15 protein-coding genes are annotated in these 15,675 nt (G+C 46.5%); all 15 read left to right on the forward strand.

The window, feature by feature from the left end; translation table 11 throughout:
• Positions 1-5 precede the first annotated feature (5 nt).
• The 15 genes from purR to CF394_RS03810 all read left to right on the forward strand — a co-directional run bounded on the left by purR (position 6) and on the right by CF394_RS03810 (position 15,267).
• Positions 6-839 carry a pur operon repressor gene (gene purR, locus CF394_RS03740; RefSeq protein WP_094941898.1) on the forward strand — a complete coding sequence of 278 codons (834 nt, stop codon included), beginning with the start codon at positions 6-8 and terminating at the stop codon, positions 837-839.
• Complete coding sequence (locus CF394_RS03745) at positions 836-1,213, forward strand: RidA family protein (protein WP_094941899.1); 378 nt, start codon at positions 836-838, stop codon at positions 1,211-1,213. Before purR ends, CF394_RS03745 begins: the two co-directional genes overlap by 4 nt.
• A gap of 202 nt (positions 1,214-1,415) precedes the next feature.
• The gene (spoVG, locus tag CF394_RS03750; RefSeq protein ID WP_094941900.1) at positions 1,416-1,721 is read left to right on the forward strand and encodes a septation regulator SpoVG; all 306 of its coding nucleotides are present in this window, start codon (positions 1,416-1,418) and stop codon (positions 1,719-1,721) included.
• A gap of 721 nt (positions 1,722-2,442) precedes the next feature.
• Positions 2,443-3,807, forward strand: a complete 1,365-nt coding sequence (gene glmU, locus CF394_RS03755; RefSeq protein WP_094941901.1) for a bifunctional UDP-N-acetylglucosamine diphosphorylase/glucosamine-1-phosphate N-acetyltransferase GlmU — start codon at positions 2,443-2,445, stop codon at positions 3,805-3,807.
• 30 nt (positions 3,808-3,837) lie between these two features.
• Positions 3,838-4,797, forward strand: a complete 960-nt coding sequence (locus tag CF394_RS03760; protein ID WP_094941902.1) for a ribose-phosphate diphosphokinase — start codon at positions 3,838-3,840, stop codon at positions 4,795-4,797.
• 66 nt (positions 4,798-4,863) lie between these two features.
• Entirely contained in the window at positions 4,864-5,511 is a 648-nt protein-coding gene (locus CF394_RS03765; protein WP_341476722.1) for a 50S ribosomal protein L25/general stress protein Ctc, read from the forward strand.
• A gap of 95 nt (positions 5,512-5,606) precedes the next feature.
• Positions 5,607-6,170, forward strand: a complete 564-nt coding sequence (gene pth / locus CF394_RS03770; protein WP_094941904.1) for an aminoacyl-tRNA hydrolase — start codon at positions 5,607-5,609, stop codon at positions 6,168-6,170.
• Between the two features lie 46 nt (positions 6,171-6,216).
• Positions 6,217-6,441, forward strand: a complete 225-nt coding sequence (locus CF394_RS03775; RefSeq protein ID WP_094941905.1) for an anti-sigma-F factor Fin — start codon at positions 6,217-6,219, stop codon at positions 6,439-6,441.
• Between the two features lie 54 nt (positions 6,442-6,495).
• Positions 6,496-10,017, forward strand: a complete 3,522-nt coding sequence (gene mfd / locus CF394_RS03780) for a transcription-repair coupling factor (RefSeq protein ID WP_094941906.1) — start codon at positions 6,496-6,498, stop codon at positions 10,015-10,017.
• Positions 10,018-10,099: 82 nt separating this feature from the next.
• Positions 10,100-10,636 (forward strand): stage V sporulation protein T, encoded by a 537-nt coding sequence (spoVT, locus tag CF394_RS03785; protein WP_094941907.1) that lies wholly within the window; start codon positions 10,100-10,102, stop codon positions 10,634-10,636.
• Between the two features lie 84 nt (positions 10,637-10,720).
• Positions 10,721-12,280 carry a putative polysaccharide biosynthesis protein gene (locus CF394_RS03790; RefSeq protein ID WP_094941908.1) on the forward strand — a complete coding sequence of 520 codons (1,560 nt, stop codon included), beginning with the start codon at positions 10,721-10,723 and terminating at the stop codon, positions 12,278-12,280.
• Between the two features lie 5 nt (positions 12,281-12,285).
• Positions 12,286-13,746: a bifunctional methyltransferase/pyrophosphohydrolase YabN gene (gene yabN / locus CF394_RS03795; protein ID WP_094941909.1), complete on the forward strand. Its 1,461-nt coding sequence runs from the start codon at positions 12,286-12,288 to the stop codon at positions 13,744-13,746.
• Position 13,747: 1 nt separating this feature from the next.
• The gene (locus CF394_RS03800) at positions 13,748-14,038 is read left to right on the forward strand and encodes an RNA-binding S4 domain-containing protein (protein WP_094941910.1); all 291 of its coding nucleotides are present in this window, start codon (positions 13,748-13,750) and stop codon (positions 14,036-14,038) included.
• 282 nt (positions 14,039-14,320) lie between these two features.
• The gene (locus tag CF394_RS03805; RefSeq protein WP_094941911.1) at positions 14,321-14,731 is read left to right on the forward strand and encodes an FtsB family cell division protein; all 411 of its coding nucleotides are present in this window, start codon (positions 14,321-14,323) and stop codon (positions 14,729-14,731) included.
• 98 nt (positions 14,732-14,829) lie between these two features.
• Positions 14,830-15,267 (forward strand): S1 domain-containing RNA-binding protein, encoded by a 438-nt coding sequence (locus CF394_RS03810; RefSeq protein ID WP_094941912.1) that lies wholly within the window; start codon positions 14,830-14,832, stop codon positions 15,265-15,267.
• The last annotated feature ends 408 nt before the right edge of the window (positions 15,268-15,675 follow it).

Consider the following 15,675-nt stretch of genomic DNA (forward strand, 5'->3'; position numbering starts at 1 on the left):
ATCACGTGAAGTGGAAACGTAGTGAACGGCTCGTGGATATGACCCAGCATCTGCTCGATCATCCGCACCGTCTTATTCCCTTAACGTATTTCGCATCTCTTTATGATTCTGCCAAGTCTTCCATCAGTGAAGATTTGACGATTGTCAGTGAAACCTTAGAGGCACGAGGTAAAGGTCATCTGTTAACGGTCCCTGGAGCAGCAGGCGGTGTGAAATACATTCCTAAGTTACATGAAACAGAAATCCGTGCAATCACGGATGAATTGAAAGAGAGAATGTCGCAATCTGACCGTCTCCTGCCAGGCGGCTACCTGTATATGACAGACCTGCTAGGTGACCCGGACCTTATGAACCGCATCGGTAAAGTCTTTGCTACTGTCTATGCGAATCAAAAAATCGACGCAATCATGACTGTGGCTACAAAAGGGATTCCAATTGCCCATGCCATTGCGCGTCATCTGAACGTTCCTGTAATCGTGGTACGACGAGACAGCAAAGTGACAGAAGGGCCGACGGTGAGTATCAACTACGTATCGGGTTCTGCACGCCGCATCCAGACGATGGTCCTGTCAAAGCGCAGCATGGAAAAAGGCAAGCGTGTCTTGCTGACAGATGACTTCATGAAAGTAGGAGGCACCATGAACGGTATGAAGAGCCTGCTCGCTGAGTTTGACGGCGAACTGGCGGGTGTCGCAGTATTGATTGAAGCGGAACACACTGCAGAAGTGCTTGTACAAGATTACGTCTCTTTATTAAAATTAAAGCAAGTCGATGAGCGCAACGGCTCGATCGTACTCGAAGAAGGCAACTATTTTCAGAAGGGCGGAACTCAATCGTGAAAACTGTATCCACTACAAAAGCACCAGCAGCTATCGGACCATACGTCCAAGGCATGGTCGTAAACGGCATGTTCTATAGTTCAGGACAAATTCCATTAACTGCGGATGGCGAACTGGTAGACGGTTCTATCGTCGAGCAGACGGCACAAGTCTTCAAAAACTTAGAAGCAGTGTTAGAAGAAGCTGGTTCTTCTTTACAGCACGTCGTGAAGACGATGGTGTTCTTAAAAGACATGAACGACTTCGTGGAGTTCAATGAAGCTTATGAGAAACACTTTGCAGGACACAAACCTGCACGCTCTGCAGTAGAAGTAGCGCGTCTTCCAAAAGACGTCAAAGTTGAAATCGAAGTCATTGCAGTTGTAGCTGAATAATCTCTCAAGAAAAAGGCAGATTCTCGCTAGAGAGTCTGTTTTTTTTGTGATGAATAGGCAAAAAACAGGTAGAAAGCAGGGAACATTAAACTTTTTAGATTATTTGAAATTTTTTTAATAAACTAGAAGGAATTGTTACACTTTTGTAGAAATCTTATAAAAGCACAACAAATACATCTTAGAATGAGGAGTGGTGACACCCGTGGAAGTAACGGATGTTCGGTTACGAAAAGTAGAAACAGAAGGCAGAATGCGAGCCATCGCATCGATTACACTTGATCATGAGTTTGTGGTCCATGACCTTCGCGTCATCGACGGCAACGCAGGTCTATTCGTTGCTATGCCAAGCAAACGCACCCCAGACGGAGAATTCCGTGACATCGCGCACCCTATCAATGCCACAACCCGTACGAAGGTACAGGATGCGGTACTAGCTGCCTACCATCAATCAGATGCTCAGCCACTTGCGGAAGACGCACCACTGGCCGCCGAACAAAGCTATTCTTAATAGCTTTGTTTTTTTATATTTAGATGTGGAGCCGACTGTTCAGAAACTCCGCTAAATGTCAGCGTGACCGAGGAGGCGTTCCTTGCCTCATCGGTTGCGATGATATTTGGCGTGTGTTTCTAGGAGGCGCAGCTCGATTACACCTAGATGTGGAGAACGCCGCTCTTATTAGTAAGCCCTTAACCAACAAAAAACCCACTCTCGCCAAAGCGAAAATGGGTTTGAACGAAGTATGGAAATGCTTTAGTTAGGTGATTATTACATCAAATGCTCTGACTCTGACGTTAGCGGCTTTCATTATGACATTAATTCACTTCACTCTGACAGTAGCGGCTCCTACTCTTACATTCCTCGTTTTATGGAACCTAATTTCACTCACCCCTCAGCTACCCAAGCCCTTTCTAGTAAGATCTTAAGGACATTTGGGGTTTTCTAAAAGGTGAGCGGTCGTTCTGGTGCAAGTAATTCGTTTTCTAGGACATGTAGTTGCGTTTCTAGACCATGCAACATGCTTTCTAGGACATGTAAACTCATTTGTCGATCCCAAGTCGTTTTATGGAAACCAGTCCTTCCACTACAAACCCCCATCCCTATCCCCCGCCCATAAAATCGAAACATATAAACATAATGTTTTCTCGCAATTTTGTCAATATAGAAATTGTTGAAAAATGCATTTTTATCGGCTATAGTCAAAAGAGGAAATTCGACATGGAGGATGACTATGACAAATTTATTTGCAGTCGTATTAGCGGCTGGTAAAGGTACTCGAATGAAATCATCTTTATATAAAGTATTACACCCGGTTTGCGGGAAACCTATGGTAGACCACGTCGTGAGCAACATGGAGAAACTCGGCGCGACCGAGATTGTATCCGTTGTCGGTCACGGAGCAGAAATGGTGAAGGACACGCTTGGGGAACGTTCTACTTATGTCGTTCAAGAAGAGCAGCTAGGAACAGCACACGCAGTTCAGCAAGCAGAAGCAGTACTAGACGGTCGTGAAGGAACAACAATCGTTATTTGTGGAGACACACCACTAATCACTCCAGAAACGATTCAGCAACTGATGACAACGCACCATGAAGCAGGGGCGAAAGCTACAATCCTTACAGCTATCGTAGACGATCCTACAGGCTACGGACGTATTCTGCGTGGTGAAGACGAACTAGTTACAGGGATCGTTGAGCAAAAAGATGCGACTCCAGAGCAACAAAAAGTACAAGAGATCAACTCGGGTACGTATTGTTTCGACAACAAAGCGCTTTTCGAAGCACTGAAAAAAGTCGATAACAACAACTCACAAGGTGAATACTACTTAACAGACGTCATCAGCATCTTAAAAGAGCAGGGCGAAGCGATTGCCGCATTCGCAGCAGCAGATGCAGATGAGCTTCTTGGTGTAAATGACCGCGTGGCGTTGTCACAAGCAGAGAGCTATATGCGTCGTCGTTTGGCTATGCACCACATGCGTGAAGGAGTAACAATCATCGACCCAGCCTCTACTTACATCGGAGCAGATGTTGTGATTGGTTCTGATACCGTTCTTCTTCCAGGCACGATGCTTGAAGGTTCTACTGTAATTGGAGAGAACAGCACAATCGGTCCGAACACGCACTTAAAGAATTCGCACATTGGCAGCCATACAACAGTGCACTCCTCTGTTGTGACAGATAGCAAGATTGCAGACCACGTAGTAGTTGGTCCGTTCGCACACATCCGTCCAGGTTCTGACCTAGGCAACCATGTGAAAATCGGAAACTTCGTTGAAGTGAAAAAGGCTACGATTGATGAAGGTTCTAAACTTTCGCATCTAACCTATATGGGCGATGCGGAAATTGGTAAGAATGTTAACATCGGGTGCGGCACTATTTCAGTCAACTACGACGGGAAGAACAAGTTCAAGACAACAATCGAAGACAATGCGTTCATCGGCTGTAACTCGAACTTAGTAGCACCAGTGACGGTTGGAAAAGGCGCTTATGTCGCAGCAGGTACAACTGTGACGAAAAATGTAACAGAAGATTCACTAGCCATTGGACGCGTAAAGCAGGAAAATAAAGAAGGTTACGCAAAACGTATTAAGTAAACCCAATCTACCAAACTCAGGAGGATCATCATGCCCTATCAATACGCAGGTTCAAAATTAAAGATTTTCTCACTTAACTCGAATCCGGAGCTCGCTGAAAGCATTGCGAAAGAAGTTGGAGTTCCCCTTGGTAAATTAACGGTTACACGCTTCAGTGATGGAGAAGTGCAAATCAATATTGAAGAGAGTATTCGCGGTAGTGACGTATTCGTCATCCAATCAACGTCATCTCCAGTGAATGAAAACTTAATGGAACTGCTTATTATGTTAGATGCATTAAAACGTGCGTCTGCACGCACAATCAATGTAGTAATTCCGTATTACGGCTATGCGCGTCAAGACCGCAAAGCGCGTTCTCGTGAACCGATTACAGCGAAATTGGTTGCTAACCTATTAACGTCTGCAGGTGCTACACGTGCAATTACACTTGATTTGCACGCGCCACAGATTCAAGGGTTCTTCGATATTCCAATCGACCACTTAGTTGCGGTGCCATTACTATCTGATTATTTCTTAGAGAAAAACTTTGATCCTTCTGAAATCGTTATCGTATCACCGGACCACGGTGGTGTAACACGCGCTCGTAAAATGGCAGACCGCTTAAAAGCAACGATTGCTATCATCGACAAACGCCGTCCGCGTCCAAACGTGGCAGAAGTCATGAACATCGTTGGTAATGTAGAAGGCAAGACAGCGATCCTAATCGATGACATTATCGATACAGCAGGAACGATTTCTATTGCAGCTGCTGCATTAAAAGAAAACGGTGCAAAAGATATCTATGCATGCTGTTCACACCCAGTCCTTTCAGGTCCTGCTATGGAGCGTATTGAAAACTCGGTCATCAAGGAACTAGTCGTTACAGACTCCATTAAATTAGATGACGAGCAAAAATCTTCAAAAATCGTGGAACTTTCAATTGCGAAATTGCTTGCAGATGCAATCGTTCGCGTTTACGAAGAAAAGTCAGTTAGCACATTGTTTGATTGATAGATGTTTAGTAACTTGCGTCACGGGGTAAACATTTAACTAGTATAACTAGGAGAGTGAATGACTATGACAAAGGTAACAACTCAAACACGTGAATCAAAGAAGGAAAATACATCCCTACGCGCAAAAGGTTTCGTACCGGCGGTAGTCTATGGATATAAAACAGACAGCAAAGCAATCGCTGTTGAAGAAATTGAATTAATTAAAGTACTTCGTGAAGTAGGCCGTAACGGTGTTATGAAATTAGACGTCGACGGAAAAACAATCAATGCCGTTCTTACAGATTATCAACAAGACCCAATCAAGGGTCAAATCCTTCATGCAGACTTCTTGGCAATCAACATGTCAGAAGAACTTGAAGTTGCTGTAACAGTAACACCTGTCGGCGATGCTGTTGGTGTGAAAGAAGGCGGTTCATTGACACAACCTAACCGTGAAGTAACTGTAAAAGTGAAACCATCGGATATTCCAGATCATATTGAAGTAGACGTAAGCGAAATGAACATCGGAGAGACTTTAACTCTAGGTGACGTTCGCGACAAAATCGACTTTGATGTGCAGGAAGAAGATGATTATGCATTAGTTTCTATCGCAGCTCCGCGCTCTGATGAAGAATTAGAAGAACTGGATTCTACTGAAGAAGAAGCAACTGAAAAGGATGCTACGGATGTAGAAGCTACAGAAGAAGCACCTGAAGAAGAAAAAGCTGAATAAGAAGCGCTCGAGAAGAGGAATTGTCAGGAATGGCAGTTCCTCTTCTTTTCTAGTACACTAGAGAGCATAACGCAAGGAAATGAAGAGGGACACAAATGAAAATGATTATTGGCCTGGGCAATCCGGGAAAAAAATACGAAAAGACGCGCCATAATATTGGTTTTCTCGTCATCGATGAATTAGCCAAACAATACGGCGTCGAACTCAATCAAACAAAACATCATGCATTGTATGCCATTGCGCATACTCCAAAAGGCAAAGTACTTCTCGTAAAACCTTATACGTACATGAACCTTTCGGGAGAAGCGGTCGCACCGCTAATGAAGTATTATGATATTGATGTAGAGGATATAGTTGTCATCTATGATGATTTAGATCTTGGGACAGGCAAGCTTCGATTGCGTCAACGCGGCAGTGCAGGTGGTCACAACGGGATCAAATCGTTGATTCAGCATTTGGGTACACAAAACTTTAACCGCATCCGAATCGGCATCAGTCGACCGCCGGCAGGAATGAAAGTACCAGATTATGTGCTTGCTAACTTCCGTGACGAAGAACAACCTGACATGGAACTCGCTATTAAAAAAAGTGCCGACGCATGTACACTTTGGCTTGATAAACCATTCTTAGAAGTGATGAACGACTATAACGGTGCATAAAGTGGTTTCTTTTTGCTTATACTGTCTGTAAAAAGGCGGTGGCAGAATGATACGTAGCAGGTGCCGGCACTGCCGACAAGAAACGAGTGCAATTCCGTATGAGTCGTTTTCAGAAATTGTACAAACCGTAACAAAAGAATCGTTGCCTTGGCAGCCGCTCGTCACTGAAGAATATCCTGGTCAGTGGATCGTGGATGGTGTCTGTGTAGCTTGTCGAGATGCGATGGAGCAAAATCCGCTCTACTTTTCACTAAACAAATGGATACAGTAAGTGCTTTGGAATCAGCTCCAAAGCCTTTTTCTGTTTTCACTGGAGGAACTCTGTATGCACGCTTTATTACAGCTTTTACAAGAAGAGAAGAAAGTGCGTGACTGGATTGACTCGGTGCGCGCAGGAACGGATCATCAACTGATCACCGGTCTGACGGGCAGTGCCCGGACATTTCTCGGCCAACAACTTTATGAAGAAACCAATCAATCGGTGTTGATCGTGGCACCGAATCTTTTGCATGCCCAAAAAGTGAAAGACGACTACGCCCGAGTTCTAGGAGAAGACCAGGTCTTCCTGTATCCTGCTGATGAACTGATTGCAGCAGACATGGCCATTGCCAGTCCTGAACTTCGCGCAGAACGAATTGAAACGCTCGATTTTTTAGCTATGAACAAAAAAGGCGTCTACATCGTACCTGTCGCGGCTTTCCGTAAGAAATTGACGCCTGTTGCCGAGTGGGAAGCCCTCGCGCTTACACTTCGTGAAGGTGAAGACATTGAACCGGAGACGCTCTTGCAGACGTTAGTAGACCTAGGCTATAGCCGACAAGGTATGGTCTCGGCTCCTGGGGAATTTGCTACGCGAGGTGGAATCGTCGACATCTATCCGCTTCAAGCCGAGCATCCGATTCGTGTGGAGCTTTTTGACACAGAAATCGACTCATTGCGTCAGTTCTCAGCAGATGACCAACGTTCCATGGGCCGATTAGAAGAAGTACGAATTTTACCAGCAACGGATTACTTATGGTCTACAGAAAGACGTCTCTTGTTAAAGGAACGATTAGAAGCAGCGCTTGGGGAATCTTTAAAGAAAGTCAAAAACCCGCAGACCCAACAACTGTTCATGGATCATATCTCACGAGACATCGGTCTACTGAAAGACGGCTTAGTGCCGGACGGCGTGGCGAAATATTTACCGTTGCTAGATGGCTACACTTCGGACTTGATGGATTACGTGCACGAAGATGCTATCGTGATTTTTGACGAGCTCGGACGTATTCAAGAGACTGCGGAAACTTTAGAGCGAGAAGAGATGGATTGGTTCTTATCGCTATTAGAAGAAGGTCTGATTGTCCATAAAGCGAAGCCGGCGACTTCTTTAAAAACGGTCATGCAAGGAATGAAACAAAAACAAATCTACTATTCCTTGTTTGCACGGACATTTGGCGGTGTACCGATTAAATCGACGCTCAGCTTTTCATGTAAGCCTATGCAAGAGTTCCATGGCCAGATGCACTTGCTCGCTGGAGAAATGGAGCGCTGGAAGCAAGGGAACTTCCGCGTTGTCATTCTTGCAGAAGGAAAAGAGCGTCTTCAGAAGGTCCAAGAAGTACTTGAAGACTACGACATGTCTTCGAAGATCATCCACCCCGACGCGCAACTCTCAGAACCTGGCGTCTATTTACTAGATGGCGATCTGAATGCCGGATTTGAACTGCCGCTGCAACGTATCACAGTGATCACAGATGCAGAGCTCTTTAAGTCGCGGCCAAAAAAACGAGCCAACCGTCAGAAGCTCTCAAACGCAGAACGGATCAAGAGCTATTCCGATATCAAGCCAGGGGACTGGATTGTTCATATTCACCACGGGATTGGGAAGTATATTGGGATTGAAACCCTCGAGATGAACGGGATCCACAAAGACTACTTGCACATTCGCTACAAAGGCGATGACAAGTTATTTGTACCTGTCGACCAGATTGACCTTATCCAGAAATATGTGGGCTCTGGTGAAAAAGAACCAAAAGTGCACAAGCTGGGTGGCGCAGACTGGAAGAAGACGAAGACGAAAGTATCGAAAGCGGTCGAAGATATTGCAGACGAGCTAATCAAACTCTATGCGAAACGCGAAGCCGAGATCGGTCATGCGTTTGAAGAAGACAATGACTTGCAGCAAGCTTTTGAAGCTGCCTTCCCATATGAAGAGACGGAAGATCAGTTACGTACGATTGAAGAAATCAAGCGAGACATGGAAAAAGCACGCCCGATGGACCGACTCGTCTGTGGAGACGTAGGGTACGGGAAAACAGAAGTCGCCATTCGTGCAGCTTTCAAAGCTGTCATGGACGGGAAGCAAGTTGCTTTCTTATGTCCAACGACAATACTCGCACAGCAGCATTATGACACGCTAATGGAGCGCTTTGCGGACTTCCCGATTGAAGTGGGTCTTCTGAGTCGCTTCCGTACGAAAAAGCAGCAGACCGAGACGACGACAGGTCTCAAAAAAGGACTGGTCGATGTAGTCGTCGGAACGCACCGCGTGCTTTCTAAAGACGTCGAGTTCCAAGACCTTGGGCTGCTGATCGTTGATGAAGAACAACGTTTTGGTGTAAAGCACAAAGAAAAAATCAAACAACTGAAGACGTCGGTCGATGTCATCACGTTAACAGCCACTCCGATTCCGCGGACGCTTCATATGTCGATGATTGGTGTGCGTGACTTGTCTGTCATCGAGACGCCACCGAAGAACCGTTTCCCGATCCAGACGTATGTCGTCGAATACAACGGCGCACTTGTGCGAGAAGCGATTGAACGCGAGATGGCACGTGGTGGGCAGGTATTCTTCTTATATAACCGAGTTGAAGATATTACACGCAAGGTCGAAGAAATTCAAAGTCTGGTGCCATCTGCACGCGTAGCGTATGCACACGGACAGATGACTGAGACGGAGCTCGAGTCTATCTTGATTAGCTTCTTGCAAGGAGAATACGACGTGCTCGTCACGACGACTATTATCGAGACGGGAATCGACATTCCTAACGTTAACACGTTGTTCGTGCACGATGCGGACCGCATGGGTCTGTCCCAGCTGTATCAGTTACGTGGTCGGGTTGGACGTTCAAACCGCGTCGCCTATGCGTATTTCATGCACCAGCGAGACAAAGTGCTGACAGATGTCGCAGAGAAGCGTCTCCAAGCTATCAAAGAGTTCACCGAGCTCGGTTCTGGGTTCAAGATTGCGATGCGCGACTTATCCATTCGAGGTGCCGGGAACCTTCTCGGTTCTCAACAGCACGGCTTTATCGATTCTGTTGGATACGATTTGTATACGCAGCTTCTTGAAGCAGCAGTCGAGCGCAAGCGGACTGGCAAGGAACAAGAAGAAGTCGTCGAGATCGAGATTTCCGTACCGTTCGATGCCTATCTCCCGGATACGTATATTGCCGATGGTTACCAAAAGATCCAGATGTACAAACGCATCAAAGCGTTCGATAAAGAAGAAGAATACCACGACATCTACGATGAGCTGCAAGACCGCTTCGGAGATGTGCCACTTGAAGCCGAGAACTTGTTGCGTATTGCTCGCATGAAGGTTTGGGGCCGCCAAAGTGGTGTCGAGAGCATCAAAGAACAAGGTGGGAAACTCCTCGTGCGCTTTACCGAAAAGACGTCCCAGCAGTTTGACGCTGCGGTGTTCTACGAAAAGTCGATGACTTACGGCAAACAAGTCAATTTCGGTGTGGATCAAGGACAGTTCCTTATTAAAATTGATTTGAAGGGCGGCAAACACCATCCGTTTGACGTGCTCGAAAAAATGATGGAAGTGTCTCCACAAGCGATTCGTCAGGCATCTTAACGCAGATTGTGCATAATTTTCCTCTCTTGTCGCCATACTATGGCAGAGATAGCTAGAGTTTTCCAAGAGAGGATGGCCGCACATGAAAGCAACAGGAATTGTAAGACGAATTGATGATTTAGGGCGTGTCATGATTCCGAAAGAAATTCGGCGCACGATGCGTATCCGTGAAGGAGACCCTCTTGAAATTTTTACGGACCGTGAAGGGGAAATCATCTTAAAAAAGTATTCTCCTATTCACGAATTAGGCACATTTGCAAGCGAGTATGCTGAAGCACTTTATGAGACACTTGGAACCCCCGTGATGATTACGGACCAAGACGAAGTAGTGGCGGTAGCGGGTCTTTCAAAGAAAGAATATATTAAACGGCGACTTGCTAGTCTGACGGAGGATGCGCTGATTACAAAGCAGAAAGTCGTCGAGAAGCACGAAGAAAGTGTCGAATGGATTCCCGGCGTCAAAGAGACAGTCCGGTCTTACGGCATCGTGCCTATCCTCTTGAATGGCGACATGATCGGTGGCTTGTTTATTTTGTCGAAGGTCCACTACATCGGTGACCCGGAGATGAAGGCGCTCGAGACCGCTGCGAGCTTTTTGTCTAAACAAATAAATGGTTGATATGGACCGTACCTGTCTAGGTGCGGTTTTTTCCGTTGAATTTGGTATACTACGGTAAGAGAAATGAAGTAAGCAGGTGTGCGCATGTCTACCCAATGGAAAATGTCTAGCTATATGAAAGGTGCAGCCATGCTCACCATATCGGCCCTCGTCATCAAGATGCTCAGTGCCGTCTACCGTGTACCATTTCAAAACATGGTGGGGGACGAAGGGTTTTATATTTACCAGCAAATTTATCCCTTCATCGGGATGATCACGACGTGGACATCGGTCGGCTTTGCAGTGGCACTCGCGAAACTAATATCGGATTATCGCGCGCAAGGAGACGAAGCAACAGTCCAGAAAATCAAACAAGTCGGCTTTACTTATATCGGATTGTTATCTGTTGTTATCTTCCTATTGTTTTTACTCGGAGCCGATTGGCTTGCCGCGACGATGGGCGACCCCAAACTTGCGCCGTTACTGCGTATCGGAGCAGTCGTCATTTTAGCGATGCCGTTTTTAGCTCTATTAAAAAGTATCTATCAATCTACCGAACGGTTGACGCCACTGGCTCTCGCACAAGTGGTCGAGCAGGCCGTCCGCGTTGGCTTTATTTTGGTGGGGGCACTCCTCGTGCTGCAGTGGACCAATGATCTATATGCAACAGGAGCCGTCGCGCTCTTTGGAGCGAGTGTCGGGGAAGCAGCTGGTATTGTACTCCTCGGCTGGTGGCTGACGAAAGATGAACGTCGCTTGTACACGAAAACGATTTCCGCTCTGTCGACGCGGTCTATTGTGCGTGACCTCACCTGGATCAGCATCAGTGCGAGTATCAGTAGCTTGTTCTTCCTCATGCTGCAGCTCATCGATTCGTTGACGGTGATGAATCACTTGACCGCAATCGGAATGGACTTGCAGCAGGCAAAAGAGACGAAGGGCGTGTATGATCGCGTGCAGCCGCTCATTCAGATGGGCATCGTAGTGACGACGTCTTTGGCGTTTGCCCTCGTCCCGCTCATTGCGAGTCGTTCCAAACAGCAGCAAGGTCGAGGCGCCATGCCATTTATTCAGCTGTCTTACCGAGTTGCTGTCGTGTTTGGGAGCGCTGCTGCAGTGGGCTTGATTTTAACGATGCCATATGTCAACGAGACGCTGTTTCAGACTCGGGATTTATCGGAAGTGCTGATGGTCGGAAGTGGCCAAGTGCTATGGTTGTCCCTCATTCTGTTGTTTATGGCAATTTTGCAAGGGGTCGGTCGCATCTGGCGACCAACTGCTTGGCTCGTCGTAGCGCTTATCGTGAAAGTCGTGGGCAACATCGCAATGGTAGTGGCGCTCGCAGGAATTGTTTATGAATTGAAGCGGGAATGGCCAGAAGCATTGGCAGGCCTGTCGTTTTATGCGGGACTCGTTCTCGCGCTTGTCGTCATGACGGGCACAGTGGTAGTGGCAGAAGTGTTGCTCGACGCGGTAGTGCTCGATGCGCTGCCAAGCAGGTTACAAGCACTTGGCATCACACTGATTAGCGTAACACTCGGAGTCGTCGTCTTTTTGACAGTTACGATGAAACGTCAGTTGTTGCGCCCGAAAGAATGGTATCTGTTACCGTTCGGCAAACGACTGGCAGGCGTTCAGCTCTTGCTGAACCGTAAGAAAGGATGAATCACATGGCAACCATTACAATCATTGGACTAGGAGCAGCAGAACTCGATCAGCTGCCACTCGGTCTTTATAAATTTTTGAAACAGACGACATCACTTTATGTTCGAACAGAGGACCATCCAGTGCTAGCAGAACTTGCTGCTGAAGGTCTCGACTATACAAGTTTTGATGCAGTTTACGAGAAACACGACGACTTCGCTGCTGTCTACCGGGAGATTGCAGACACGCTCCTTGAGCTTTCGAAGACACAAGACGTCGTTTACGCAGTACCAGGTCATCCGCTCGTGGCTGAACAGACCGTCCAGTATCTGATTGAAGCCGAACGAGAAGGCCTTGTGACGCTTGAAATCAAAGGGGGGCAAAGCTTCCTAGATCCTTTATTCGCAGCAGTACGTGTGGATCCAATCGAAGGGTTTCAGCTACTAGACGGGACAGCGATGCGCCGAGACGACATTCAAATGAACCAGCATCTCTTTATTGGACAGGTCTACGACTCGTTCAGTGCTTCTGAAGTGAAGCTGACGTTGATGGAAAAGTATCCAGATGATTTTCCGGTGACCATCGTGACAGCTGCCGGGTCTTCGCAAGAAGTCATTCGTACAGTGCCACTCTTTGAACTGGACCGCGAAGTAGAATTGTCGAATCTGACGACGGTCTATGTGCCACCAGTAAAAGAACGCAGCAGTCGCTATAAAGAATGGCAGACATTCCGCGAAATCGTGGCTATCTTGCGCAGCCCAGAAGGCTGTCCATGGGACCGCGAACAGACGCATGAATCGCTAAAGCGTTATGCAATCGAAGAAGTATACGAGCTCGTGCAGGCTATCAACGAACAAGACGACGAGGCCATCATCGAAGAACTAGGGGACGTCTTACTGCAAGTGTTCTTGCATGCACAAATCGGTGAAGATGCGGGCTACTTCACGATGGAAGATGTCCTAGAGCGCATCGCTGCCAAAATGGTTCGCAGACATCCGCATGTATTTGGGGACGTGACTGTCAACTCGTCCGGAGAAGTCTTAACGAACTGGCAAGCCATTAAAGAAACGGAAAAACCAAAAGTATCGCATCTGTTAGATGACCAGAAACGAGACGAATCCTCGCTACTGACATCGTTCAATTTCCAAAAGAAAGCGGCGACAGTAGGATTCGATTGGCCGGATATTGCAGGAGCTTGGGACAAGTTTGACGAAGAAGTACAGGAGTGGAAAGCCGCTATTGCGAATGGGACTGCCGATCAGCAACTCGATGAACTGGGTGACGTGTTGTTCACGCTCGTCAATCTCGCGCGTTTCTTGAAACTCTCACCAGAGCTTGCCATGCAGCAAGCCAACCAAAAGTTTGAACGCCGTTTCCGCTTTGTCGAAACTTCGGTCCGAGAAGGACGTGGCGAGTTCCGTGAGTACTCGCTCGAAGAGTTAGACGGGTTCTGGAATCAAGCAAAGCAACAAGAAAGAGGGGATTAATATGCGTTTAGATAAGTATTTGAAAGTATCGCGTCTGATCAAGCGCCGGACACTTGCGAAAGAAGTGGCGGAACAGGGGCGAATTGAGATCAACGGCAAGACAGCAAAAGCAAGTAGTGTCGTGAAAGCTGGCGACGAACTTCGCATTCGATTTGGTCAGAAAGTCGTGACTGCTCGAGTGGAAAGTATTCGTGAAAATGCGAAAAAAGAAGAGGCAGCGATGATGTTCACGATCTTAAGTGAAGAGCGCCTTGAGAAAGTAGAACCAGAATTTATCGACGACGCGGAGTAGCCTTAGGGCATACTCCGTTTTTTTATCTTATATGTTATGGTGTGAAGGAACCGATGCGGGCACTTGGGAGGGTAGGAAGTCTGCTTTTCATACAGCCTATTTGGAAGTTTCTTCATGTACTAGTGACCTTGGTTCGGTTGGTGGTTCGCTTTAATGTCAAAATTGTGGCGACTTTCTATCGTTTGACCTATCCTCTACTTTCGAAAATATTTCCAACTGCACTTCAAAGAACGCCTCAATTTATGTATAATATAGCCAACCCACGTAGGAGGAGGAAATTGAATGAGCCAAAATGAACGAACGAATCAACTCGAACAACAAATTTCATCGATCAATTCCGAATACGTGCGCTCGGTCCAAAAGAAAAAGAAGCGTCAGCAAGCCCAGCGCGTACGACTCTACCGTCGTCTTGCGGCTTTTGCCGTTGTCGCTTCCCTCGTCATTGGATTTTTAGTCCACTCGCTCCTTGAGAGTCAAAGAACTCTTGCAGAGAAAAAGGCGACTCAAATTGAAGTAGAGCAGTCTCTCGCAGAAACGACGGAAGAAAAAGAATCATTGGAGCTGCAAATTGCGAAGCTCAATGATGATGAGTACATCGGCAAATTGCTGCGCAAAGACTATTTCCTATCTGAAGAAAATGAACTGATTTTCACGTTGCCAAAAGACGATACGGATGAAAAATCGGATGAGTAAAAGAGTGCCATGATTGACACTCTTTTTTTGTTGGTTATAATTAAGGTAAGCGTGGCGCAGTGCGTCACAGTGTATTTTTAAGGAGGAGCATTTTTTTTATGTCAATTGAAGTAGGCAGCAAGGTAGAAGGTAAAGTAACAGGGATCACAAACTTCGGCGCATTCGTAGAACTGCCAGGTGGAAAAACAGGTCTGGTACACATTAGTGAAGTCGCAGATAACTATGTCAAAGATATCAACGATCACTTAAAAGTTGGCGATATGGTTGAAGTTAAGGTGATGAATGTTGAAGCGGACGGAAAAATCGGATTGTCTATCCGTAAAGCAAAGCCGCAAGCTGAACGACCTGAGCGTCCTGAGCGACCACAACGTCCACGCAACAACAATTTCCGTTCAAATGATCGGGATCGTACACCACCTAAAGAAAACTTTGAATCAAAAATGTCACGTTTCTTAAAAGATAGCGAAGAGCGTCTATCTACATTAAAACGTGCAACGGAATCTAAACGTGGTGGCCGTGGAGCAAAAAGAGGCTAATCTTTATTGACTGACTACGCGTAAAAAAGTGTTCATATATAGATTGTGTCAAACCGTCCCTTTCCGGGGGCGGTTTTTTTGTTTGGGGGAGGTCTTTCTAGGAATGGCTTGGGTAGTTTGGAGATGGTGTGGTTTGAGTGGAGGATTGGTTTCCATAAATCGAGGAATGTAAGAGTGGGAGCCGCTACTGTCAGAGTGGAGTGAATTACTGTCCTAATAAAGTCCGCTAGTGTCATAATGAGAGCACTTAATGTAATAATCATCCAACTAAAGTGTTTCTGGGCGAGCCGGTTTCACTTTTCATGGTGTCTAGTTGCGAACGCCAGAAATCCCCGCAAAAACCGGTCGCATCCATAGAGGCAAAGAGCGCCTCTACGGACACGCCCGGTTTTTACAAGATTTCTAGAG

Source organism: Tetzosporium hominis (genome assembly GCF_002265435.1).
GTDB lineage: Bacteria > Bacillota > Bacilli > Bacillales_A > Planococcaceae > Chryseomicrobium > Chryseomicrobium hominis.

Bases quoted from the DNA above. Each gene is read 5' to 3' on its own strand.
- glmU (WP_094941901.1), top strand. From the start codon at position 2,443: ATGACAAATTTATTTGCAGTCGTATTAGCGGCTGGTAAAGGTACTCGA.
- CF394_RS03760 (WP_094941902.1), top strand. From the start codon at position 3,838: ATGCCCTATCAATACGCAGGTTCAAAATTAAAGATTTTCTCACTTAAC.
- CF394_RS03765 (WP_341476722.1), top strand. From the start codon at position 4,864: ATGACAAAGGTAACAACTCAAACACGTGAATCAAAGAAGGAAAATACA.
- pth (WP_094941904.1), top strand. From the start codon at position 5,607: ATGAAAATGATTATTGGCCTGGGCAATCCGGGAAAAAAATACGAAAAG.
- CF394_RS03775 (WP_094941905.1), top strand. From the start codon at position 6,217: ATGATACGTAGCAGGTGCCGGCACTGCCGACAAGAAACGAGTGCAATT.
- mfd (WP_094941906.1), top strand. From the start codon at position 6,496: ATGCACGCTTTATTACAGCTTTTACAAGAAGAGAAGAAAGTGCGTGAC.
- spoVT (WP_094941907.1), top strand. From the start codon at position 10,100: ATGAAAGCAACAGGAATTGTAAGACGAATTGATGATTTAGGGCGTGTC.
- CF394_RS03790 (WP_094941908.1), top strand. From the start codon at position 10,721: ATGTCTACCCAATGGAAAATGTCTAGCTATATGAAAGGTGCAGCCATG.
- yabN (WP_094941909.1), top strand. From the start codon at position 12,286: ATGGCAACCATTACAATCATTGGACTAGGAGCAGCAGAACTCGATCAG.
- CF394_RS03800 (WP_094941910.1), top strand. From the start codon at position 13,748: ATGCGTTTAGATAAGTATTTGAAAGTATCGCGTCTGATCAAGCGCCGG.
- CF394_RS03805 (WP_094941911.1), top strand. From the start codon at position 14,321: ATGAGCCAAAATGAACGAACGAATCAACTCGAACAACAAATTTCATCG.
- CF394_RS03810 (WP_094941912.1), top strand. From the start codon at position 14,830: ATGTCAATTGAAGTAGGCAGCAAGGTAGAAGGTAAAGTAACAGGGATC.